The following is a 20,359-nucleotide window of genomic DNA, read 5'->3' on the forward strand; positions in this document are numbered from 1 at the left end:
GGCCCACGACCGGCAGCCGCATCGATTCCGGGAGTTCCTCGTCGCAGCGAGCGCCGCGCGCGCTCCCGGTGCCGCAACGATGACCGCTATCGGTTGTCTGAAACAGCTCCCGGGCCTCCTCGCTCGCGCTGGAGATCCCCGACCAGGCGCATCCACGCTCAGGTCCATATGAACCGCCGCGTGAGCTGCCCCCTCGACACCTCCTCCCCCGCCCGCGACGGTTCTGGAAGAAGCCCCGACCTGCCCCGGCGAACGCCGCCCCCCATTGGCGCCTTCCACCGTTTCACGTGAAACACCGCGCCTGTTCCGCGGCGTGTTCGGTCCGTCAGCGACCGCGTCGCCTCGCCCCTCATGGCCCCGACCTCGCGGCTCACCCAGCCCTCCCCGCGATCCAGCACACGCGGTCCCGTCTCCGTCCGGGCTTGCCCCCCATCGGGCCAACACCGCACGTCCGCGCATTTCCCTGGTGCGGTCGGTCGTCCACTGCGTCTCGTGAGCCGACGGACCTCCGTGTTGTCGGGGCCCGCATGCCTCCACCCTCGGTAGCCGCTCTTCCCCGCCCCGCTTCGTCCCCACCCCGCTTCTTCCCCACCCCGCTTCTTCCCCACCCCGCTTCTTCCCTACGCCCGCTTCTTCCCCTACGGCCGCCTCCTCCCTACGCCCGCCTCATCCCCTACGGCCACCTCCTCCCTACGCCCGCCTCATCCCCTACGGCCACCTCCCCCCTACGCCCGCCTCATCCCCTACGGCCACCTCCCCCCTACGCGCACCTCTTCCCCCGGGCCGCTTCTTCCCTGCGGCCGCCCCTCCCCTACGCGCGGCTCTTCCTCACGCCCGCGTCTGCCCCACGCCGGCGTTTGCCCCACGCCCGCGTCTGGCCCAGACCCGCCTCCTCCCCACGCCCACATCTTCCCCCGCATGAACACCGCACCTTCGGCGGTCGCGCCCGCTCGTGCGTCTTGCGCTCACCGACGACTCGCCACCAGCCCGCGACAGCCGGTCGGAGGCCCCCGCTCCTGACTCGGCAGGCCCGCTCATGGCCGTGCAGTCCCGTCTCCCCGTGCCTCGCCCCACAGCTTCCGGTGCGGAACGGCCCGATTCGGGCAGATGCTCTGCACTCACGGCTCGTGCAGCTGGCCCCTGATGTCTCTCGCCACACCCGGGCACTCCGCCGACACCGTGCCGCCGCGTGCCACATGCCCTCCACTCCCCCACGCCATCGTCATCCGCACCGCGCGCCCACCCCTCACGCAAGCAAGGCCCGCACGACATCCCCAGCTGAGCCCGGCGTCCCTCTCCGACCGACTCTCATGCTTCTCCCCACCCAGAGGACACCCCACACGACCCCCGCACCGCACCCCCACGTCCCCGACTCCATCGTCATCCGCGCCCTGCCCACTCCTTTCACCTGAGCAACCGCACGCGCGGCGTGCCCCGACCCTGCACGCCCGCACCACGTCGTCCCACCCGGCCGCCGCACCTCGCGCTCGTCCCTGCCCTTCCCCACCCCCAACCGGGGAACTGTGGACCCCCGGCTCATCGAAGCCTCAGTACACGGAGCCCTGTGGACATCAGCTCATCGAAGCCTCACCACACGGGTCGCTGCCGACCCCAGCTCAGCGAACCCTCAGTACCAGCGGTGCAACCCCCCATCGTCTTCCCCTCGTCGGCGCGACGCCGTCACCCCCGGCGCCCGTCAGACCTTCCCGTTCGACCTTCCCGTTCGATACAGGGACGCCTCAACTCCTCGGCCCGTGACAGCCCCTTTCTGAGGCGCCTCATCTCCCTCATCTGTAGTGCCCCGACTACCGGAGTCCCTGACGCTGCGCGACGTATGCAGCCGAACACTCCCTCACGCCCTACCGACTGCGTCACCGATCGCCCACACATCTCGAGTCCCCGCCCGTGCCGCTGTGTTTACAAGCGCGCCACCGCGCCGTGCCCGGCGCATCCGATCTCCCGCCACCCCGAAGCCTCCTCCCCTCCCGGGAGCTGACCACCATGAAGCTCATGTAGCGTGGTCATCTCCCGCGTCGATGACTCGCGCACTCGGGCTCCTCGTCGTATCCGCTCGGATCATCGGTTGCAGTGTCTTACCGCGGTCAGGCCCGCACCACCCGACATACAGGGCGCTGACGTAAACCTGCGTTCCCCCGACACCGCTCCTTCTGGGGACACCCAGTGAATCCGCGGCCGCGGAAACTCTCACACGACTCGCCGCGGGCACAGGCTGCGCACCACCCCGCGGGCCCCCGTCGACACCCGCGGCCAGTCCTTCCCTACGATTGCGACCCACCGGACCGGAGTTCGTCCGCAACGAATGAACTGCGGCGCTCATCCCCTGTACGCCCTGGGATCTGCTCTTCAATCCGCCGGGACCGAGCTGACCATCGATCTCAATCAAAGGCCGCACTAGGACCACTCAGTCGCGATGCAAGCCACGTCACCGTCACCTGCCCGACCTCGCCGTGTTTCACGTGAAACATAGCCTCCGCCTGAGGTACTGACTTCGATGTTTCACGTGAAACGGGCTGCCGGCGCGCATCGAACCTGTAAGGACGTCGGGCACCGGAAGGGCGCGGGCCTGCAACCTCCGGCTGGTGGCACGGTCAACCACAACCCCACCTCGCGAGCCCGCGCCCGGTCAATCGCCAGCTGCACCGCACACGATGTCGATGCCGTGCAACTGCTCTGGACGTGTGTGTCTAGGAATGCCGCCGTCACATCCCTCACCAACGGCTGACGCTCCGTCGGCGGTCAGGGATCTGTTCGCATGTCGGGCACCACGTTCTAACCGCGAGGGGAGGACACGTGGCCAGGTGGGGTCTCACCCCAAACCGGGCGGGACCCATCGCAGGCATCGCATCGCGCGACCGCGAGTCGCCGACGTCACGCTCGCCCGACCGGACCGACCGTCGCCGTGCTGTCCGTGTTGGACGCGCTCGGTCAGACACGCCGCTCGGCGCGTGACGAAGACACGGCGGCGCCAAGTCCTCCCCTGCGGCGAGAGTCGTCCGCTCCCGCACATCGGATGCAGCCCGCACCCCCCAGCAACCGCCGAAACTTCCGCGGCATAGCCGTGCCGAGTACGCCTCGTCAGGCCGGATGTTTCACGTGAAACGGCGACGTCACCGCACGCGCGCACGCACGACGCGAGTCGTCTCGGGAAGCACTCCCTCGCCGAGGACTTCTACCCGCACGTCGGAAAGGCGGTACTTCTTGATCTGCTTCTGCGCAGCCTCGATCTCGTTCGCCGCGTTCGCACCCTTGAGCAGGGCGAGTTCCCCTCCGTCACGGACCAGCGGAGCTGTGAGGGGAAGGAGAGTCCGAAGCGCGCTCACGGCGCGAGCGGTCACGACGTCGAATCCATCGCCCGCCTTCACGTCTTCCGCGCGCGACCGCAGCACCGTGACGTTGTCGAGTTCCAGAGCCGCGACCTGCTCGTTCAACCAGGTGATCCGGCGTTCCATCGGCTCGACCAGTGTCCAGGTGACATCCGGTCGCGCGATCGCCAGGACCAGACCAGGGAGCCCGGCGCCCGACCCGATGTCCGCCACGGTGCCGTGGAAGAGGGGCGCGGCGATCGCGCTGTTCAGAATGTGACGGGTCCACAACCGCGGGAGTTCGAGGGGTCCGATCAGGCCGCGCTCCTCACCCTCACGAGCAAGAGCGGCCGTGAACTGTCGCGCGATGTCGATACGGTCGCCGAAGAGTTCAGCGGCGACGGCCGGCTCTGCTTCGACCACACCGGTTTCGGGTGCGCCGGGTTCGGTGGACGAGTCCGACATCACCGACGACGCAACACAGTGTGGCGGTCGGCGCCCTCACCGTACGACTCGGAGACGAGGCCGCGGTCGGCAGCGATGTCGTGCACCAGCTTCCGCTCGTAGCTCGACATCGAGGGAAGCGACGCCTGCGACGACCCCTCGTCGAGCTTCGCGGCGGCGGCGTCGACCAGCGTTTCGAGCTGCCGACGCCGGGTGTCGCGCGAACCACCGATGTCGAGGATCAGCCGGGAGAACGAACCGGTCTTGTTCTGCACCGCCAGTCGAGTGAGCTCCTGCAGCGCCTGGACCGTGTCAGGTGCAGAGAGCACGGACAGTCCATCGCCCTCGGCCTCCACCGACACATAGGCGCGGCCCTGACGCACATCGAGGTTCAGATCGCCGTCGATGTCGGCGATGTCGAGCAGCTCTTCGAGGTAGTCGGCGGCGACGTCGCCCTCGAGCTCCAGCTGCGCCACCGTCGGCTCCGTGCTCCCGGTCACGACCTCGCTCATGAACCGCTTCCCTTCTTCTTCGCCCGCTTCTTACCCACGGGCTGCTGACGCTTCGGTGCCTCTGCCTTGGCCTTCTCGGCCTCCTCGAGCAGACGCTGCTGCTCGGCCTCGTACACCGACATCGGGACCACCTTGCCCGACGAATCGATGGCCTTGCCCTTGCGCGCCAGGCGTTCCTCGCGGGCCTTCGCCGCCTCAGAACCCGGGGTCGGCATCTCACGGATCACGAGGAACTGCTGCCCCATGGTCCACAGGTTGGAGATGAACCAGTACACGACGACGCCGAGCGGGAAGAAGACGCCCGAGAAGATGAAGCCCAGCGGCAGCACGTAGAGCATGATCTTCTGCATCTGGTACGCCTGGCCGGTCTTGGCCTCGGGCGACAGGTTCTTGGAGATGATCTGCAGCTGCGTGAAGAACTGCGACCCGATCATGAGCACCACGAGCGTGACCAGGATGATGATGGCCGTCGTGTTCTGCGCATCGATCGCGTTGCCCAGCGTCTCGTGCAACGAGGCGACGCCGAAGAGCTTCGCGTCGTAGAACTCCTTCGTGAGCTCGGGGCTGAGGAGACCGACACCGCCGATGTTGTCTCGCGCGTGCTTGCTGACATCGCTCAGCACGCTGTAGAGCGAGAAGAAGATCGGCATCTGCACGAGGAGCGGCAGACAGCTCGACATCGGCGTCGTGCCGTGCTTCTTGTACAGCGCCATCGTCTCGCGGCTCATGGCCTCGCGAGAGAGCTGATCCTTCTTCCCGCGATACTTCTCCTGAACTTTTCGCAGTTCAGGAGCAATTTCCATCATCTTTCGCTGGCTCTTGATCTGCTTCACGAAGAGCGGGATCAGCGCCGCGCGCACCACCACGACGAGGCCGACGATCGACAGCACCCAGGTGATACCGGACGCGGCGGGAAGCCCGACCGCGGTCAGCAGCCAGTGCCAGGCGACCAGGATGAGCTCGACGACCCACTTCAGCGGCCAGAGGATCGTGCCGAGCAGGTCGAACCCGCCGGCAGCCGGTTCGGGGCTGGGGGTGGTGCTGGCGAGCAGGAGGTCAAGACCCACCGGTCAGTCCTTTCGGGAGGGAACGACGAAACCATGGGAGGTCAGGTCGTAGCGGAAGTGTTGGTGCGGCGTGACGTCGTCGACGCCTCCGCTGGTCCAGGGATTGCAGCGGAGGATGCGCCACGCGGAGAGCAGGGCTCCGCGCACGGCACCGTGCTGCTGCACCGCACCTACAGCGTAGGCGGAACAGGAAGGGTAGTACGCACAGACATCGCCGTAGAGCGGGGAGATGACCTTGCGGTACCCGGACAGGAAGGCGATGACCGCGTTCCGCGGGAGCAGCGGGATGCTGCGCACGATGTCGCGTCCGCGCATCACCCCGTTCCCGACCGACGAGGCGGGAAGCGCGGTCATGAGGAGACCTCGCTCGGAGCCAGACGCTGCAGGCACCTCTCGACGTCGGTGCGCAGCTCGGCGAACGACGCCACGGAGGATGCAGGAAGGGCACGGATGACGACATCCGTGCCCTGAGGAACACGCGGGAGCGCCTCCGCGCAGACGGCTTTCAGACGCCGACGCACGGTATTGCGCACCACAGCGGTGCCCACCTGCTTGCTGATGATGAAACCGAACCGCGGCTCACGCCGCTCACCCGTCGACAGGATCGAGGTGATGACGCGCGCCCCGCCACAACGCGATCCGCGTCGAACGACCATCCGGTAGTCGCTCCCGCGGGTCAGACGGAACGGGCGGGCGAGCACGGCTGCTTACGCAGAGAGCTCGGTGCGGCCCTTCGCGCGGCGTGCCGACAGGATGGCACGGCCGGCGCGGGTACGCATGCGAGCACGGAAACCGTGCTTCTTGGCGCGACGACGGTTGTTGGGCTGGAAGGTGCGCTTGCTCATGAGATCACTCCGGGAATGCTGCCACCGGATTCACTTCGACCGGAGACATGGGGAACTGCCCAAAAAGGCATAAGTCAACCGACTAAGGGTACGTCTTGGCGGCGCACAGGGCAAATTAGCGCCCTGCGACGCTCGAGTCCTCTCGCGAACCGCACAGCCATTATCCACAACCCGGACGCGCCCGATGCGCACAACACGCCCCGTGTTTTCAAGGGCAGGTTGCCGTTCGTGGCCGGTGTGACTACCGTGGCATCCGAAGTTATCCACAGGGGCACGGCACGTCGACCGCGACCCGAACCGTCGTCCGGAGCACCATGTCCTCACCAGCCCAGCCCGACGTCCCGATCTGGACCACGGTGCAGGAGCTGCTGGAAGCCGACGATCGCGTCACTCCTCAGCTGCAGGGATTCCTGAGCCTCGCCGTCCCGGCGGGAGTGATGGCCGCGACGCTGTATCTCGAGGTGCCGAACGATCTGACCGCCGCGCAGATCAACAAGCGTCTCCGGCTGCCGATCATGGAAGCCCTCGCCCACATCGGCGACGAGGTCACGTCGTACCGCGTCGTGGTGAACCACGAACTGGCCGATCAGCCGACCGCGCCGATCGCCGTCGCCGACTTCGGTCTCCAGGAGCAGCCGCGCGAGTCGCCGATGGAGCAGCCGACGCAGCTGCGCCACGAGTCACGGCTGAACCCGAAGTACACCTTCGACAACTTCGTCATCGGCCAGTCCAACCGCTTCGCCCACGCCGCCGCGGTCGCCGTCGCCGAAGCACCGGCCAAGGCATACAACCCTCTGTTCATCTACGGCGACTCCGGACTCGGCAAGACCCACCTCCTTCACGCGATCGGCGACTACGCCCAGTCCCTCTACGCCGGCGTGAAGGTGCGCTACGTGTCCAGCGAGGAGTTCACGAACGATTTCATCAACTCGATCGCGAACAACCGGGGTGCCGCCTTCCAGGCCCGGTACCGCGATGTCGACATCCTCCTGATCGACGACATCCAGTTCCTCCAGGGCCGTGCCGAGACGCAGGAGGCGTTCTTCCACACGTTCAACACGCTGCACGACCACAACAAGCAGGTCGTGATCACGAGCGACGTGGCACCGAAGCACCTGACCGGTTTCGAAGATCGCATGCGGAGCCGCTTCGAGTGGGGACTGATCACCGACGTCCAGGCGCCCGACCTCGAGACCCGTATCGCGATCCTGCGCAAGAAGGCGCAGAGCGAGGCGCTCCACATCCCCGACGAGGTGCTGGAGTACATCGCCACCGTGGTGTCGTCCAACATCCGTGAGCTCGAGGGTGCGCTGATCCGTGTCTCGGCGTTCGCCAGCCTCAACCGTTCCGCGCTCGACATCTCGCTGGCGCAGACCGTGCTTCGCGACATCATCGACACGGCGGAAGACAACATCATCTCCCCGACCGACATCATCACGGCGACCGCCCAGTACTTCAAGCTCACGGTCGACGACCTCTATGGCTCCAGCCGGTCGCAGCAGATCGCGACCGCCCGGCAGATCGCCATGTATCTGTGCCGTGAGCGCACGAGCCTCTCTCTGCCGAAGATCGGGCAGCTGTTCGGAAACCGGGATCACACCACGGTCATGTATGCGTACAAGAAGATCAGCGAGCTCATGAAGGAGCGCCGCTCGATCTACAACCAGGTCACGGAGATCACCACGCAACTCGGCCGTCGCTGACGGAGCCGGAGGAAGGGCGTCGTCCGTCGAGGACGGCGCCCTTCGTCGTTCTTGACAACGGCCGGACGTCTCCGATAAATGCGTCTATGCACATGTGGATAACTTGTGGATGATTCGGGATCGCGGCGCTCAGGATGTGGGCCGAATGGGGAAACCTGTGGATAACCGTCACGAGCCCTCGAGTCTCCACATCCTCGATAACCCGCGGATTCCTCAGCGTCTCCACAAGTGACAGTCGTGTAGTTCCCTACTCGCGTCTGCTTTCCACCGACTTATCCACAGTATCCACAGCGGTTAACACCGTTAAGGAGTTAAGTCATTCAAGGGGCGATCCGATCACCAGACAGTGGGGACAACCCGACCGGTGCGTCGCCGGTGCTCCGGCGTAGGGATCCGCCGGACTGTAGGGCTAGCATGGGAAGCCCTGCACTGGCAGGACCCGACGACGACCCGTCATGACGACGACAAGGGAGCACCCGTGAGGTTTCAGGTCAACCGCGATGTCTTCAGCGAGGCTGTGTCCTTCGTCGTCAAGCTCCTCCCCCAGCGCAACCCGCAGCCGATCCTGGCCGGTGTGCTGATCGAGGCAGACGGTTCAGGGCTCACCCTTTCGGCCTTCGACTACGAGGCATCCGCCAGGACGACCATCGAGGCCACGGTCGAGACCCCGGGGACGATCCTGGTGCACGGCCGACTCTTGTCCGACATCGCGAGCCGTCTGCCGAACGCACCGATCGAGATCGCCGTCGAGGACGACGGCGGCATCGCGGTCACCTGCGGCTCTGCGCGATTCACGCTCGCGGCCATGCCGGTCGAGGAATACCCCTCGATCCCCGAGGTCTCCGGATCCTCCGGTGTCGTCCCCGCCGATGAGTTCGGCACCGCGATCGCCCAGGTCGGCTTCGCGGCCTCGCGTGACGACGTCACGCCGGTCCTCACCGGCGTGCAGCTCGAGGTGACCGGGCAGACGCTCAGCCTCGTGGCCACCGACCGCTACCGGGTCTCGCTGCGGGATGTGCCGTGGGACGGAGAAGCCGTCGAGGCCACCGCGCTGGTCCCGGCCCGCACCCTGCTCGAGGTCGGGAAGACGTTCGGGCACGCCGGCACGATCCAGATCGCGTTCTCCGGCGCGGGCGACCGCGAGATCATCGCGTTCACCGCGGGCAACAAGACCGTCACCTCGCTGCTCATCAAGGGCAACTTCCCGCCGGTGCGTCGTCTGTTCCCCGAGCAGACGGATCACTACGCGGTCGTGAACACCGCCGACCTGATCGAGGCCGTCCGCCGCGTGTCCCTGGTGCTCGACCGCGCCGCCCCGCTGCGCTTCACCTTCTCGGCCGACGGCGTCACGATGGATGCGTCCGGCAGCGAGCACGCACGCGCGTCCGAATCGGTCGACGCCATCCTGTCCGGCGGTGACGAGGTCACGCTCGGCCTCAACCCGCAGTACCTGATCGAGGCGCTCGGCGCGGTGAAGAGCGAGTTCGTGCGGGTCACCTTCACGTCGAGCGACAACGCCAACAAGCTGAGCCCGGTCCTGATCACCAGCCAGACGTCGGTGGACCAGGCGGGCCTGGACTCGTTCAAGTACCTGCTGCAGCCGAACCTGCTCCTGCGCTGAGCGCGTCGCGTCGCCCCGGCGGCGGGGAGGATGTCCGACCCGAAAGGTAGGCTGGCTCCGTGATTGTGGAGCACCTGAACCTGGTCGATTTCCGCAATTACGCGACCGCTGATCTGGCTCTTCATCGCGGCCCCAACGTCCTCGTCGGACGGAACGGACAGGGCAAGACGAACCTTGCGGAGGCCGTCGTCTTCCTGGCCACGCTCGGCTCGCACCGGGTGTCGTCGGATGCGCCGCTGGTGCGAGACGGACAGGACTTCGCGGTCATCCGCGCGCGGCTCTCCCATGGCGAACGGCGTGTGCTGGTCGAGGTGCAGGTGAACCGGCAGGGATCCAACAAAGCCCGCATCAACGGCTCGCCATCGAAGGCGAACGAGCTGCCACGCTACGCCCACGTGGTCCTCTTCGCGCCGGAAGACCTGCAGATCGTCCGTGGTGATCCGTCAGCCAGACGACGGTTCGTCGATCAGCTGCTGATCCAGCGCACCCCCCGGATGGCTGCGGTGCTCGGCGACTACGACCGCGTGCTCAAGCAGCGCAACGCCCTGTTGAAGTCGGCCAGGGCGCGGGGCGTCCGCGGCGAGGGCCTGAGCACGCTCGACGTGTGGGATGACAAGCTGGTCGCGCTCGGCGCCGAGATCATCACCGCGCGCCAGCGTCTCGCCGCGGATCTGCAGCAGCCCGTGGCCGAGGCCTACGCTGCGATCGCCGGCGCCGACCACCGGCCCCGGTTGGAGTGGGCGCTGTCCGTGGCCGGTGCCGATCCGGAGGACGATGCCGACGCCGAGGAGCAGGAGGTGTCGTCGCCCGCGGCCGAGCAGCGCATCGACGTCGCTCGCACGGCCGAGCTGTTCCGCGCGTCCCTGACAGCGAAGCGAACCCAGGAGCTCGACCGCGGGCTCACGCTGTCGGGTCCGCACCGCGACGACCTTGTGCTGCGCGTGCGGGACCTCCCGGTCAAGGGTTACGCCTCGCACGGGGAGTCCTGGTCGGTGGCCCTCGCGCTGAGGCTCGCCTCGGCCGAACTGCTGCGCAGCGAGTCACCCGCGGGTGATCCGGTCCTGATCCTCGACGACGTGTTCGCCGAGCTCGACGCGGATCGACGCCAGCGCCTCGCGTCCCTCACCGCGGGCTACGAACAGGTGGTCGTCACCGCGGCGGTGGAGGAGGATATCCCCGAGGTGCTGCACGCACACGTGGTGCGGATCACGGCGGGCACCATCACCGACGAGCGGGAGGCACCGGATGAGTGACGTGGCCGCCGACGCCGTGATCGAAGCTCCCGAGACCGTCGCCACCTACTTGCGTCTGCGCGGTCTGACGCCGAGTGCGAAGAACTGGAAGCGCAAGCGTCGGATCACGGTCGACGACGACAACGCCCCCTTCACACCGGGCCGCGACCCCGGAACGCTCGGCGATGTGCTCGACCGGCTCAGCCGCGACGCAGGGTGGGAGACCACGCTCGCCAGGGAGGACCTCGTCCGGCAATGGGCCGACCTGGCCGGCGCCGACACCGCGAAGCACTCCGAGCCGGTGTCGCTGGAGCGTGGACTGCTGACGGTGAAGTGCGACTCGACTGCCTGGGCGAAGAACCTGCAGTTCATGCGCGCGACGATCCTGACGGAGATCGGGAGACGGTATCCGGAAGCGGGCGTCGAGAACCTCCGCTTCATCGGACCGGACGTCCCCTCCTGGAAATGGGGTCCCAGAGTCGTTCCAGGGCGGGGCCCGCGCGATACCTACGGGTAGGGCACCATGCAAGGGGTCTGACACGCTCAGAGGGCCACACGCGGCCGTTGAGCGGCATATCGACTCGAAACCCGGCTAGAATGGGAGTTCGAGCTATCGATCTGGAGAATGCCCTCTGATGACGCCTGAATCCCCTGCTGACGAGACGGAATCGAACACCGGGGGAACCCCCGCACCCGAGGGAACCACCGAGTCGTCCGCCAACCGCCCGAAGCAGCAGCCGGGAGAGTACGGCGCCGACTCGATCCAGATCCTCGAAGGCCTCGAGGCCGTCCGCAAGCGCCCCGGCATGTACATCGGATCGACGGGACCGCGCGGTCTGCACCACCTGGTCTACGAGATCGTCGACAACTCGGTCGACGAGGCCCTCGCCGGCTACGCCGACACGATCCTGGTGACCCTGTTGGCCGACGGGGGCGTCCGCGTCGTCGACAACGGCCGCGGCATCCCCGTGGACCCGCACTCGTCCGACCCGTCGAAGTCCACGGTCGAGGTCGTGCTCACGATCCTCCACGCCGGTGGCAAGTTCGGCGGCGGCGCGTACGCGGTCTCCGGCGGTCTGCACGGCGTCGGCTCGTCGGTGGTGAACGCGCTCTCCACGCGCTTCGACGTCGAGGTGAAGCAGAAGGGCTTCGTCTGGAACCACAGCTTCGCGAACGGCGGTGTCCCCCAGCAGAAGCTGGAGAAGGGTGCCGCGACCGACGAGACCGGCACCAGCATCACCTTCTGGCCGGACGCGGAGATCTTCCAGGAGACGGTCGAGTTCGACTACGACACGCTCCGTACGCGCTTCCAGCAGATGGCGTTCCTCAACAAGGGACTGCGGATCGAGCTGTCCGACGAGCGCCCGGACTCCGCGTACGAGACGGAGGAGGACGGGCAGGCCGTCACCAAGCAGCCGTCCGACGTGTTCTTCTACGAGCGCGGTCTCGTCGACTATGTCGAGTACCTCAACAAGGTGCGCAAGGCCGAGGTCGTGAACGACGAGATCATCGCGTTCGAGTCGGAGGACACCGCGCGCAAGATCTCGCTCGAGGTTGCGATGCAGTGGACCACGTCGTACACCGAGAACGTCTTCACCTACGCGAACACGATCAACACCCACGAGGGCGGCACGCACGAGGAGGGGTTCCGCGCGGCACTGACCACGCTGGTCAACCGCTACGCCCGCGCCAACAACCTGCTCAAGGAGAAGGACGACAACCTCTCCGGCGACGACGTGCGCGAGGGCCTCACGGCCGTGATCTCCATCAAGCTCGGAGAGCCGCAGTTCGAGGGCCAGACCAAGACCAAGCTCGGCAACACGGAGGCGAAGGCCTTCGTGCAGAAGGTCGTCGGCGACCAGCTCGGCGACTGGTTCGAGCGCAACCCGAACCAGGCGAAGAACGTGATCCGCAAGGCCATCGACGCTGCGACCGCCCGACTCGCCGCCCGCAAGGCTCGCGAGACCGCGCGCCGCAAGAGCGTGTTCGAGTCTGCGGCCATGCCCGACAAGCTCAAGGACTGCACGAGCAAGGACCCGTCGATCAGCGAGATCTTCCTCGTGGAGGGTGACTCGGCCGGCGGCTCGGCCGTGCAGGGCCGCGATCCGCACACGCAGGCGATCCTCGCGCTGCGCGGCAAGATCCTCAACGTCGAGCGTGCGCGCCTCGACAAGGCGCTCGGCAACAAGGAAGTCCAGGCGATGATCCAGGCCTTCGGCACGGGCATCGGCGAGGAGTTCGACATCGAGAAGGCGCGGTACCACAAGATCGTGCTCATGGCCGACGCCGACGTCGACGGTCAGCACATCACCACGCTGCTGCTCACGCTGCTGTTCCGCTACATGCGCGGGCTCATCGAGGCGGGCTTCGTGTACCTCGCGATGCCGCCGCTCTACCGCCTCAAGTGGTCGAACGCCCCGCACGAGTACGTGTTCAGCGACGCCGAGCGCGACGCCCTCCTGAAGTACGGGCTCGACAACGGCAAGCGCATCCCGAAGGACGCCGGCATCCAGCGGTACAAGGGTCTCGGCGAGATGAACGCCAAGGAGCTGTGGGAGACCACGATGGACCACACCACGCGCACCCTGCGTCAGGTGACCATCGAAGACGCCGCGGCCGCCGACGAGATCTTCAGCGTGCTGATGGGTGAGGACGTCGAGTCGCGACGCAGCTTCATCCAGCGCAACGCCAAGGACGTCCGCTTCCTCGACATCTGAGCGCGAGCTCGCCTCCTCGCTCGCTCAACGACCGGAAATTGAAGAGAACACATGACTGACGAAGAACGTCCCGACATCAACGAGGGCCACGACCACGGCAAGATCGACCAGGTCGACCTGCAGTCGGAGATGCAGCGCAGCTACCTCGACTACGCCATGGCCGTGATCGTCGGGCGCGCGCTCCCCGACGTGCGCGACGGCCTCAAGCCCGTGCACCGCCGCGTGATCTACGGCATGTACGACGGCGGATTCCGCCCGGACAAGTCGTTCTCGAAGTGTGCCCGCGTGGTCGGCGAGGTCATGGGGCAGTACCACCCGCACGGTGACTCCGCGATCTACGACGCTCTGGTGCGCCTGGTGCAGCCGTGGTCGCTGCGGTACCCGCTCGCGCTCGGCCAGGGGAACTTCGGCTCCCCCGGCAACATGGGCGCGGCGGCGCCGCGATACACCGAGACGAAGATGGCTCCGCTCGCGCTCGAGATGGTGCGCGACATCGAAGAGGAGACCGTCGACTTCACCGACAACTACGACGGACAGACGCAGGAACCGACGGTCCTGCCGGCCCGGTTCCCGAACCTGCTCGTCAACGGTTCGGTCGGCATCGCGGTCGGCATGGCCACGAACATCCCGCCGCACAACCTGCGCGAGGTGTCGGACGCGGCGCTGTGGGCCCTCGACAACCCGGACATCTCCCGCGAGGAGCTGCTCGACGGTCTGATCCAGCGGATCCCCGGGCCGGACTTCCCCACCGGCGCGCAGATCCTCGGCACGAAGGGCATCCACGAGGCCTATCGCACGGGTCGCGGCTCGATCACGATGCGCGCGGTCGTGAACGTCGAGGAGATCCAGGGCCGCACGTGCCTCGTGATCACCGAGCTGCCGTATCAGGTGAACCCCGACAACGTCGCGGTGAAGATCGGCGACCTTGCGCGCGACGGGAAGATCACCGGCATCGCGGACATCCGTGACGAGTCCTCCGACCGCACCGGTCAGCGCCTCGTCGTGGTGCTCAAGCGTGACGCGGTCGCGAAGGTCGTGCTCAACAACCTGTACAAGCACACGCAGCTGCAGGAGAACTTCGGCGCGAACATGCTCGCGATCGTCGACGGTGTTCCGCGCACGCTCGCGATCGACGGCTTCGTCACCAACTGGATCGCGCACCAGATCGACGTGATCGTGCGGCGCACCCAGTTCCGCCTCAACGAGGCCGAGAAGCGCATGCACATCCTGCGCGGCTACCTGAAGGCGCTCGATGCCCTCGACGAGGTGATCGCGCTCATCCGCCGATCGCAGACCACGGCCGACGCGAACGAGGGCCTGCAGAAGCTCCTCGACATCGACGAGATCCAGGCCGATGCGATCCTGCAGATGCAGCTGCGTCGCCTCGCGGCCCTCGAGCGCCAGAAGATCATCGACCAGGCCACCGAGCTCGAGGCGCAGATCACCGAGTACAAGGCGATCCTCGCCGACGAGGGCCGGCAGCGCACGATCATCCGCGAGGAGCTCACCGCGATCGTCGACCGCTTCGGCGACGAGCGTCGCACGCACATCCTGCACGGGTTCGACGGCGACGTCTCGATGGAAGACCTCATCGCCGAAGAGGAGATGGTCGTCACCGTCACGCGCGAGGGCTACATCAAGCGCACGCGCAGCGACAACTACCGCTCGCAGCACCGCGGTGGCAAGGGCGTCAAGGGCGCCCAGCTCCGCGCCGACGACATCGTGGAGCACTTCTTCGTCACCACCACGCACCACTGGCTGCTGTTCTTCACGGACAAGGGCCGCGTCTACCGCGCCAAGACGTATGAGGTGCCAGAGGCCGGTCGCGACGCGAAGGGCACCCACGTCGCCAACCTGCTCGCCCTGCAGCCCGACGAGAGCATCGCCCAGGTGCTCGACATCCGCGACTATGAGGTCGCCGACTACCTCGTCCTCGCGACCCGCGACGGTCTGGTGAAGAAGACCCGACTCGACGCGTACGACACGAACCGTCAGGGCGGCGTGATCGCGATCCGGCTCAACGAGGAGGACGAGCTCGTCAGCGCGCTGCTCGTCAACGCCGAGGACGACATCCTCCTCATCAGCCGCCGTGGCATGTCGGTGCGGTTCGAGGCGACCGACGAGGCACTGCGCCCCATGGGCCGCGCGACCGCCGGTGTGCGCGGCATGAAGTTCAAGATCGACGGCGACTGCCTGCTGTCCGCCTCGGTCGCGGCCGCCGGGAAGTTCGTCTTCGTGGTCACCGACGGCGGGTACGCGAAGCGCACGGCGGTCGAGGAATACCGGGTCCAGGGCCGTGGCGGAACGGGCATCAAGGTCGCGAAACTGAACGACGATCGGGGCACTCTCGCGGGTGGTCTGATCGTCGCGGAGGACGACGAGGTCTTGGTGGTTCTGTCCAGCGGCAAGGTGGTACGCTCTGCCGTGGCCGAGGTCCCCGCGAAGGGTCGAGACACCATGGGAGTGGTGTTCGCCCGCACGACGGAGGCCGACCGCATCCTCGCCATCGCCCGTAACGGTGAGCGCGGTCTCGCAGAAGACGAGGCCGAAGCGGATGTCGACACCGAGGCCCCCCAGACGACAGAGACACCCGAGGATACAGACGCATGAGCACAGTGGCCGACAAGCTGGCGAAGAAGTCGACCCGCAAGACCAGTGGCAAGCAGGTTCGCCTCCGCCTGGTGTACGTCGACTTCTGGTCAGCGGTGAAGCTCTCCTTCCTGGGAGCCGTGGCTCTCGCCGTCGTCACGATGGTCTCCTTCTTCCTCATCTTCCTGGTGCTCCAGGCGACGGGCATCATGTCGACCGCAGATGAGTTCCTCCAGGGCATCACGGACAACGCGTTCGTGCTGTCCGAGGTCGTCGGCCTGCCGCAGGTGATGGCCTTCGCCGCGGTCGTGGCGATCCTGAACCTGATCGTCTTCACGGTGCTCGGCGCCGTGATCGCCGGCATCTACAACCTCGCCGTGAAGGTGACGGGCGGCCTGCTCGTCGGCTTCATGTCGAACTGACGCGAGTCACGACGAAGGGCGGGTGCTGCGGCACCCGCCCTTCGTCGTGTGCACGGCGCGGCGGCTCAGACCACCCCGGTCGTTCCGAGGAGCGTGCCGATCAGCCACGTCGCGAGCAGCGCGAGCGCTCCGCCGATCACGAGCCGCAGTGCCGCTCGGCCCGGCGCGGATCCTCCGATCCTCGCCGAGATCGTGCCCGTCGCGGCCAGGGCGATCAACACCGCGACGAAGGTCACCGGGACTCGCCAGTCGGGCGGGGGCAGCAGGATCGCCAGCAAGGGGAGCAGCGCGCCGAGCGTGAACGCGATCGCGGAGGATAGCGCCGCGTGCCACGGGTTGACCAGGTCGTCCTGATCGATGCCGAGCTCCACCTCGAGGTGTGCCGACAGAGCGTCGTGCGCGGTGAGCTCCTCGGCCACACGGCGCGCGGTGTCCTCCGTGAGCCCCCGGTCGCGGTACAGGGAGGTGAGCTCGGCGAGCTCCGCCTCCGGCATCGTGCGCAGCTCTTCCTTCTCCTTGGCGATGAGCGCGCGCTCGCTGTCGCGCTGGCTGCTCACGGAGACGTACTCGCCCAGAGCCATGGAGATCGCCCCACCCACCAGACCGGCGACGCCCGCGGTGAGGAGCGCGGCGTTATCCGTGGTGGCACCGGCGACGCCCACGACCAGCGATGCCACCGACACGATCCCGTCGTTCGCTCCGAGGACACCGGCGCGCAGCCAGTTGAGGCGTTGACCCACTCCGGTGCCGTGCGGTTCTCCCTCGTGGGCTGTCATGCCACCAGTGAAGCAGACGAGGACAGTGGCGAGGGCGGTCCCGGGTAGGGAAAACCCGAACCGGAGTGTCCGGCTGCCTCGGTGCCCGCGTGCCACCCTCCCCCGTACCGTGGAAACATGACCACTCAGCCTGCGCCTCCGGCCGCCGCTCCGGCGAAGCCACCGCTGCGCCTCTTCCTCACGGTCCTGCATCTGGCGGGCATCGGCGTCCTCGGTGGCGGGATCTTCGCCACCCTCGGCGCACTGCTCGGGACGGGGATCGGCCTCGTGTTCGTCGCCGGCATCGGCATCGTCCTGCTCGTCGGTCTCGTCTACGCGCTCTACGGCCTCGGCTGGTTCGAGGTCGCGCGCGTCGCCGGTCTCTACCGCACCCCGCTCGCGCCCCTGCGACTGCAGCCGCGCGATCGTCCCGGCTTCGCCGGCTGGCTCCGCGCCCTCGGGCGACAGGCCGTCGACGGACGCATGTGGCGTGCCGTCGCGAACTTCGCCATCTCGGCAGTGCTGGGCTGGGTCGTGCTCCGCCTGGCCTGGAGCCTCGTGTGGTCGATCATCATCTCCTTCGCCCCCCTGACCTCTGCCGACAGCATCATGGGCCCCTTCGGCGGTGCCGGGATCCCCGTCGCCTGGGCTCCGCTCATCGGGATCTTGGGCGTCGCCGCATCGGCGGCCGGCATCATCGGACTCGCGTTCCTGCACCGCACCCTGTCCCTGGCGATCGTCGCCCGCAGTCGGGAGACCGAGCTCACGGAGCGGGTGCGTGCCTCGACGGCGCAGCGGGAGGGAGCCGTGCGTGCGGCCGACGTGGAGCGCACCCGCATCGAGCGGGATCTCCACGACGGCGTGCAGCCGCGTCTCGTCTCGGTCGGCATGACCCTGGGCCTGGCCCAGCAGAAGATCGACACCGATCCCGACGCGGCCAAGGACCTCATCTCGGAGGCGCACACCTCGACGAAGGCGGCGATCACCGAGCTGCGGCAGCTCGCGCGGGGGATCCACGCCTCGGTCCTCGACGACCGCGGGCTGGACGCGGCGCTGTCCGCACTCGCCGGCCGTTCGCACATCCCCGTGCACCTCGACGTGCGGATGGACGGGCGGTGCAGTCGTGAGGCCGAGGCCGCGGTGTACTTCTCGATCGCGGAATCCCTCACCAACGCCGCCAAGCACTCCCGCGCGAGCGAGGCCCGGGTCACCGTGCGACTGCGCGAGGGCAACGTGCTGTGGGCCCGCGTGGAGGACAACGGCATGGGCGGCGCGCAGGTGCTCCCCGGCGGCGGCCTCGACGGCATCGCGAACCGGATCCTCGCCGCCGGCGGAACGTTCCGCCTGGACAGCCCGCTCGGTGGTCCGACCAGCCTGGAGGTGAACGTGCCATGCGCATCTTGATCTGCGAGGACTCGGTCCTGCTGCGGGAGGGGCTCGTGCGTCTGCTGGAAGACGCGGGTCACCAGGTGGTGGCCGCGCTCACCGACACCGACGGTGTGGCGGAGGCCGTGGCATCCGCCGACCCGGAGCTCTGCATCCTGGACGTGCGGCTTCCTCCGACGTTCACCGACGAGGGGATCCGTGCGGCGCTGGCGCTGCGGGCGACGCATCCGTCCCTTCCGATCCTCGTGCTGTCGCAGTACGTGGAGGAGCGCTACGCGTCTGACCTGATCGCGGCGCAGGGCGGGCCCCTGGGTTACCTGCTGAAGGACCGGGTCGCCGACGTCGCGGAGTTCATCGAGTCCGTGCAGCGGATCGCGGACGGAGCGACCGTGCTCGACCCGGAGGTCGTGGCGCAGCTGCTCACGCGACGCAACCGCGACGACCGGATGCTGCGCCTCACGGAACGTGAACGCACCGTGCTGGCACTGATCGCGGAGGGCAAGTCGAACCAGGCGATCGCCGGACTGCTGTTCGTCTCCGAGGCGAGTGTCGAGAAGCACATCACCTCCATCTTCCAGAAGCTGGGGTTCGAGCAGGACGAGTCGGGAAACCGTCGCGTGCTGGCGGCCCTGGCGCACATCGAGAACACGGGCGGCCCCACGCCGCCGACCGGACAGACAGGAATGGCACGATGACCACCGAAGATCAGGGCCCCCAGGGCGGCCACACGCCGCTCACCCCTCCCCCTGCGACGGCACCTCACGCCCCGGCCGAGCCCGCACCGATGGTGTCGGGCGGCTCCGGTACCGAGCCCGGACGTTCCTCGGGCGCCACGGCGATCCTCGTGATCACCGCGGTGGTGGGCGGCCTCGCCCTGCTCGGCGCCGGAGGCACGGCGGCGGCCGCAGCCGCGGGCTCCGTGATGTCATCGAGCCGACCCGACTCGGTCCAGACCGTCGGCGTGGACGGGATCGACGGCGTCGACCTCGATGCCGACGCGAGCAGTGTGCGGGTGGAGTTCGGTGACGTGGACGACGCCGAACTGGCGGTCACGAACGGCCGCGGGCAGGCCTGGACGTTCGAGCGGGAGGGCGACGAACTCGTCGTGAAGAGCCCGCGGGGTGTGTTCGGCTGGTGGTTCGGAAACTGGTTCGGCGACGAGGAGGTCGCGGTGCTGACGTTGCCCGAGAGCCTGCGCGACGCCGGTCTGGATGCGAACCTCACGCTCAACGCGGGCAGCCTGGATGTGACGGGTGACTTCGGTGACCTCGAGCTCGACGTGAACGCGGGGTCGCTCGATGTCGAGGGCGCGGCGGAGACGCTCGACGTGCAGATGAACGCCGGGCGCGCCGACATCGTGCTGGACTCCGTGACCGAGGCCGACCTGGGCATCTCGGCGGGCGATCTCACGGTGGAGCTCACGAGCTCGGCGCCCGCGCGCACATCGGTCGATGCGAGCGCGGGATCGGTCGACCTCACGCTGCCCGACGTGGAGTACAGCCTCACCCAGGACGTGAGCGCCGGCTCGCTCGATGCCACCGTCGATCAGGGGTCGAACGCGCGACACACGATCGACGTCTCCCTCGCGGCGGGGAACGTGACGATCCGACCCGGGCGCTGAGCCGCGGGAGCACGGAGGGGCCGGTACTCGGAGAGTGCCGGCCCCTCGGCGCCGTCGCTCACGGCGTCGGCGAAGTTATCCACAGTTCTCTCCACAGCATGGGGAGAATTACACCGATGTTA

General features: G+C 67.7%; 17 protein-coding genes. 10 read left to right on the forward strand and 7 right to left on the reverse strand.

Annotated features, from left to right (window positions below):
* Window positions 1-3,128: 3,128 nt before the first annotated feature.
* The 6 genes from rsmG to rpmH are packed head-to-tail and all read right to left on the reverse strand — an operon-like array spanning window position 3,129 to window position 6,191.
* Window positions 3,129-3,788, reverse strand: coding sequence for a 16S rRNA (guanine(527)-N(7))-methyltransferase RsmG (gene rsmG / locus DW309_RS08800; RefSeq protein WP_136045154.1), 660 nt, complete (start codon window positions 3,786-3,788; stop codon window positions 3,129-3,131).
* Entirely contained in the window at window positions 3,788-4,279 is a 492-nt protein-coding gene (locus tag DW309_RS08805) for a Jag family protein (protein WP_136033753.1), read from the reverse strand. Before DW309_RS08805 ends, rsmG begins: the two co-directional genes overlap by 1 nt.
* A complete protein-coding gene (gene yidC, locus DW309_RS08810; RefSeq protein ID WP_136033750.1) occupies window positions 4,276-5,346 on the reverse strand; it encodes a membrane protein insertase YidC in 1,071 nt (356 codons plus the stop codon). Before yidC ends, DW309_RS08805 begins: the two co-directional genes overlap by 4 nt.
* Before the next feature lie 3 nt (window positions 5,347-5,349).
* Window positions 5,350-5,700 (reverse strand): membrane protein insertion efficiency factor YidD, encoded by a 351-nt coding sequence (yidD, locus tag DW309_RS08815; RefSeq protein WP_136045155.1) that lies wholly within the window; start codon window positions 5,698-5,700, stop codon window positions 5,350-5,352.
* Window positions 5,697-6,047, reverse strand: coding sequence for a ribonuclease P protein component (rnpA, locus tag DW309_RS08820; protein ID WP_136033747.1), 351 nt, complete (start codon window positions 6,045-6,047; stop codon window positions 5,697-5,699). Before rnpA ends, yidD begins: the two co-directional genes overlap by 4 nt.
* 6 nt (window positions 6,048-6,053) lie before the next feature.
* Complete coding sequence (gene rpmH, locus DW309_RS08825; protein ID WP_022879826.1) at window positions 6,054-6,191, reverse strand: 50S ribosomal protein L34; 138 nt, start codon at window positions 6,189-6,191, stop codon at window positions 6,054-6,056.
* Between the two features lie 314 nt (window positions 6,192-6,505).
* Between rpmH and dnaA the strand changes: the two genes are divergently transcribed.
* The 7 genes from dnaA to DW309_RS08860 all read left to right on the forward strand — a co-directional run bounded on the left by dnaA (window position 6,506) and on the right by DW309_RS08860 (window position 16,475).
* Window positions 6,506-7,894 (forward strand): chromosomal replication initiator protein DnaA, encoded by a 1,389-nt coding sequence (gene dnaA, locus DW309_RS08830; protein WP_136045156.1) that lies wholly within the window; start codon window positions 6,506-6,508, stop codon window positions 7,892-7,894.
* Window positions 7,895-8,372: 478 nt separating this feature from the next.
* The gene (gene dnaN / locus DW309_RS08835) at window positions 8,373-9,515 is read left to right on the forward strand and encodes a DNA polymerase III subunit beta (protein ID WP_136045157.1); all 1,143 of its coding nucleotides are present in this window, start codon (window positions 8,373-8,375) and stop codon (window positions 9,513-9,515) included.
* A gap of 59 nt (window positions 9,516-9,574) precedes the next feature.
* Entirely contained in the window at window positions 9,575-10,768 is a 1,194-nt protein-coding gene (recF, locus tag DW309_RS08840) for a DNA replication/repair protein RecF (RefSeq protein WP_136045158.1), read from the forward strand.
* Window positions 10,761-11,264, forward strand: coding sequence for a DciA family protein (locus tag DW309_RS08845; protein WP_136033739.1), 504 nt, complete (start codon window positions 10,761-10,763; stop codon window positions 11,262-11,264). Before recF ends, DW309_RS08845 begins: the two co-directional genes overlap by 8 nt.
* A 118-nt stretch (window positions 11,265-11,382) precedes the next feature.
* Window positions 11,383-13,464 (forward strand): DNA topoisomerase (ATP-hydrolyzing) subunit B, encoded by a 2,082-nt coding sequence (gyrB, locus tag DW309_RS08850; RefSeq protein ID WP_136045159.1) that lies wholly within the window; start codon window positions 11,383-11,385, stop codon window positions 13,462-13,464.
* Between the two features lie 51 nt (window positions 13,465-13,515).
* On the forward strand, window positions 13,516-16,074 hold the full coding sequence (gyrA, locus tag DW309_RS08855; protein ID WP_136033736.1) for a DNA gyrase subunit A: 2,559 nt from the start codon (window positions 13,516-13,518) through the stop codon (window positions 16,072-16,074).
* Window positions 16,071-16,475 carry a DUF3566 domain-containing protein gene (locus DW309_RS08860; protein ID WP_136033734.1) on the forward strand — a complete coding sequence of 135 codons (405 nt, stop codon included), beginning with the start codon at window positions 16,071-16,073 and terminating at the stop codon, window positions 16,473-16,475. The genes gyrA and DW309_RS08860 overlap by 4 nt, the downstream gene beginning before the upstream one ends.
* 65 nt (window positions 16,476-16,540) lie before the next feature.
* On the opposite strand, the gene DW309_RS08865 is transcribed toward DW309_RS08860, so the two are convergent.
* Complete coding sequence (locus DW309_RS08865) at window positions 16,541-17,251, reverse strand: VIT1/CCC1 transporter family protein (RefSeq protein ID WP_136036484.1); 711 nt, start codon at window positions 17,249-17,251, stop codon at window positions 16,541-16,543.
* Window positions 17,252-17,368: 117 nt separating this feature from the next.
* Between DW309_RS08865 and DW309_RS08870 the strand changes: the two genes are divergently transcribed.
* From DW309_RS08870 to DW309_RS08880, 3 genes are read left to right on the forward strand one after another with little or no spacing between them, the layout of a single operon-like run.
* A complete protein-coding gene (locus DW309_RS08870; RefSeq protein WP_136036485.1) occupies window positions 17,369-18,634 on the forward strand; it encodes a sensor histidine kinase in 1,266 nt (421 codons plus the stop codon).
* Window positions 18,622-19,311: a LuxR C-terminal-related transcriptional regulator gene (locus DW309_RS08875; RefSeq protein WP_136033727.1), complete on the forward strand. Its 690-nt coding sequence runs from the start codon at window positions 18,622-18,624 to the stop codon at window positions 19,309-19,311. The genes DW309_RS08870 and DW309_RS08875 overlap by 13 nt, the downstream gene beginning before the upstream one ends.
* Window positions 19,308-20,237: a DUF4097 family beta strand repeat-containing protein gene (locus DW309_RS08880; RefSeq protein ID WP_136045160.1), complete on the forward strand. Its 930-nt coding sequence runs from the start codon at window positions 19,308-19,310 to the stop codon at window positions 20,235-20,237. Before DW309_RS08875 ends, DW309_RS08880 begins: the two co-directional genes overlap by 4 nt.
* Window positions 20,238-20,359: the final 122 nt, after the last annotated feature.

Source organism: Microbacterium sp. K41, from assembly GCF_004794395.1.
GTDB classification, from domain to species: Bacteria; Actinomycetota; Actinomycetes; order Actinomycetales; family Microbacteriaceae; genus Microbacterium; species Microbacterium sufflavum.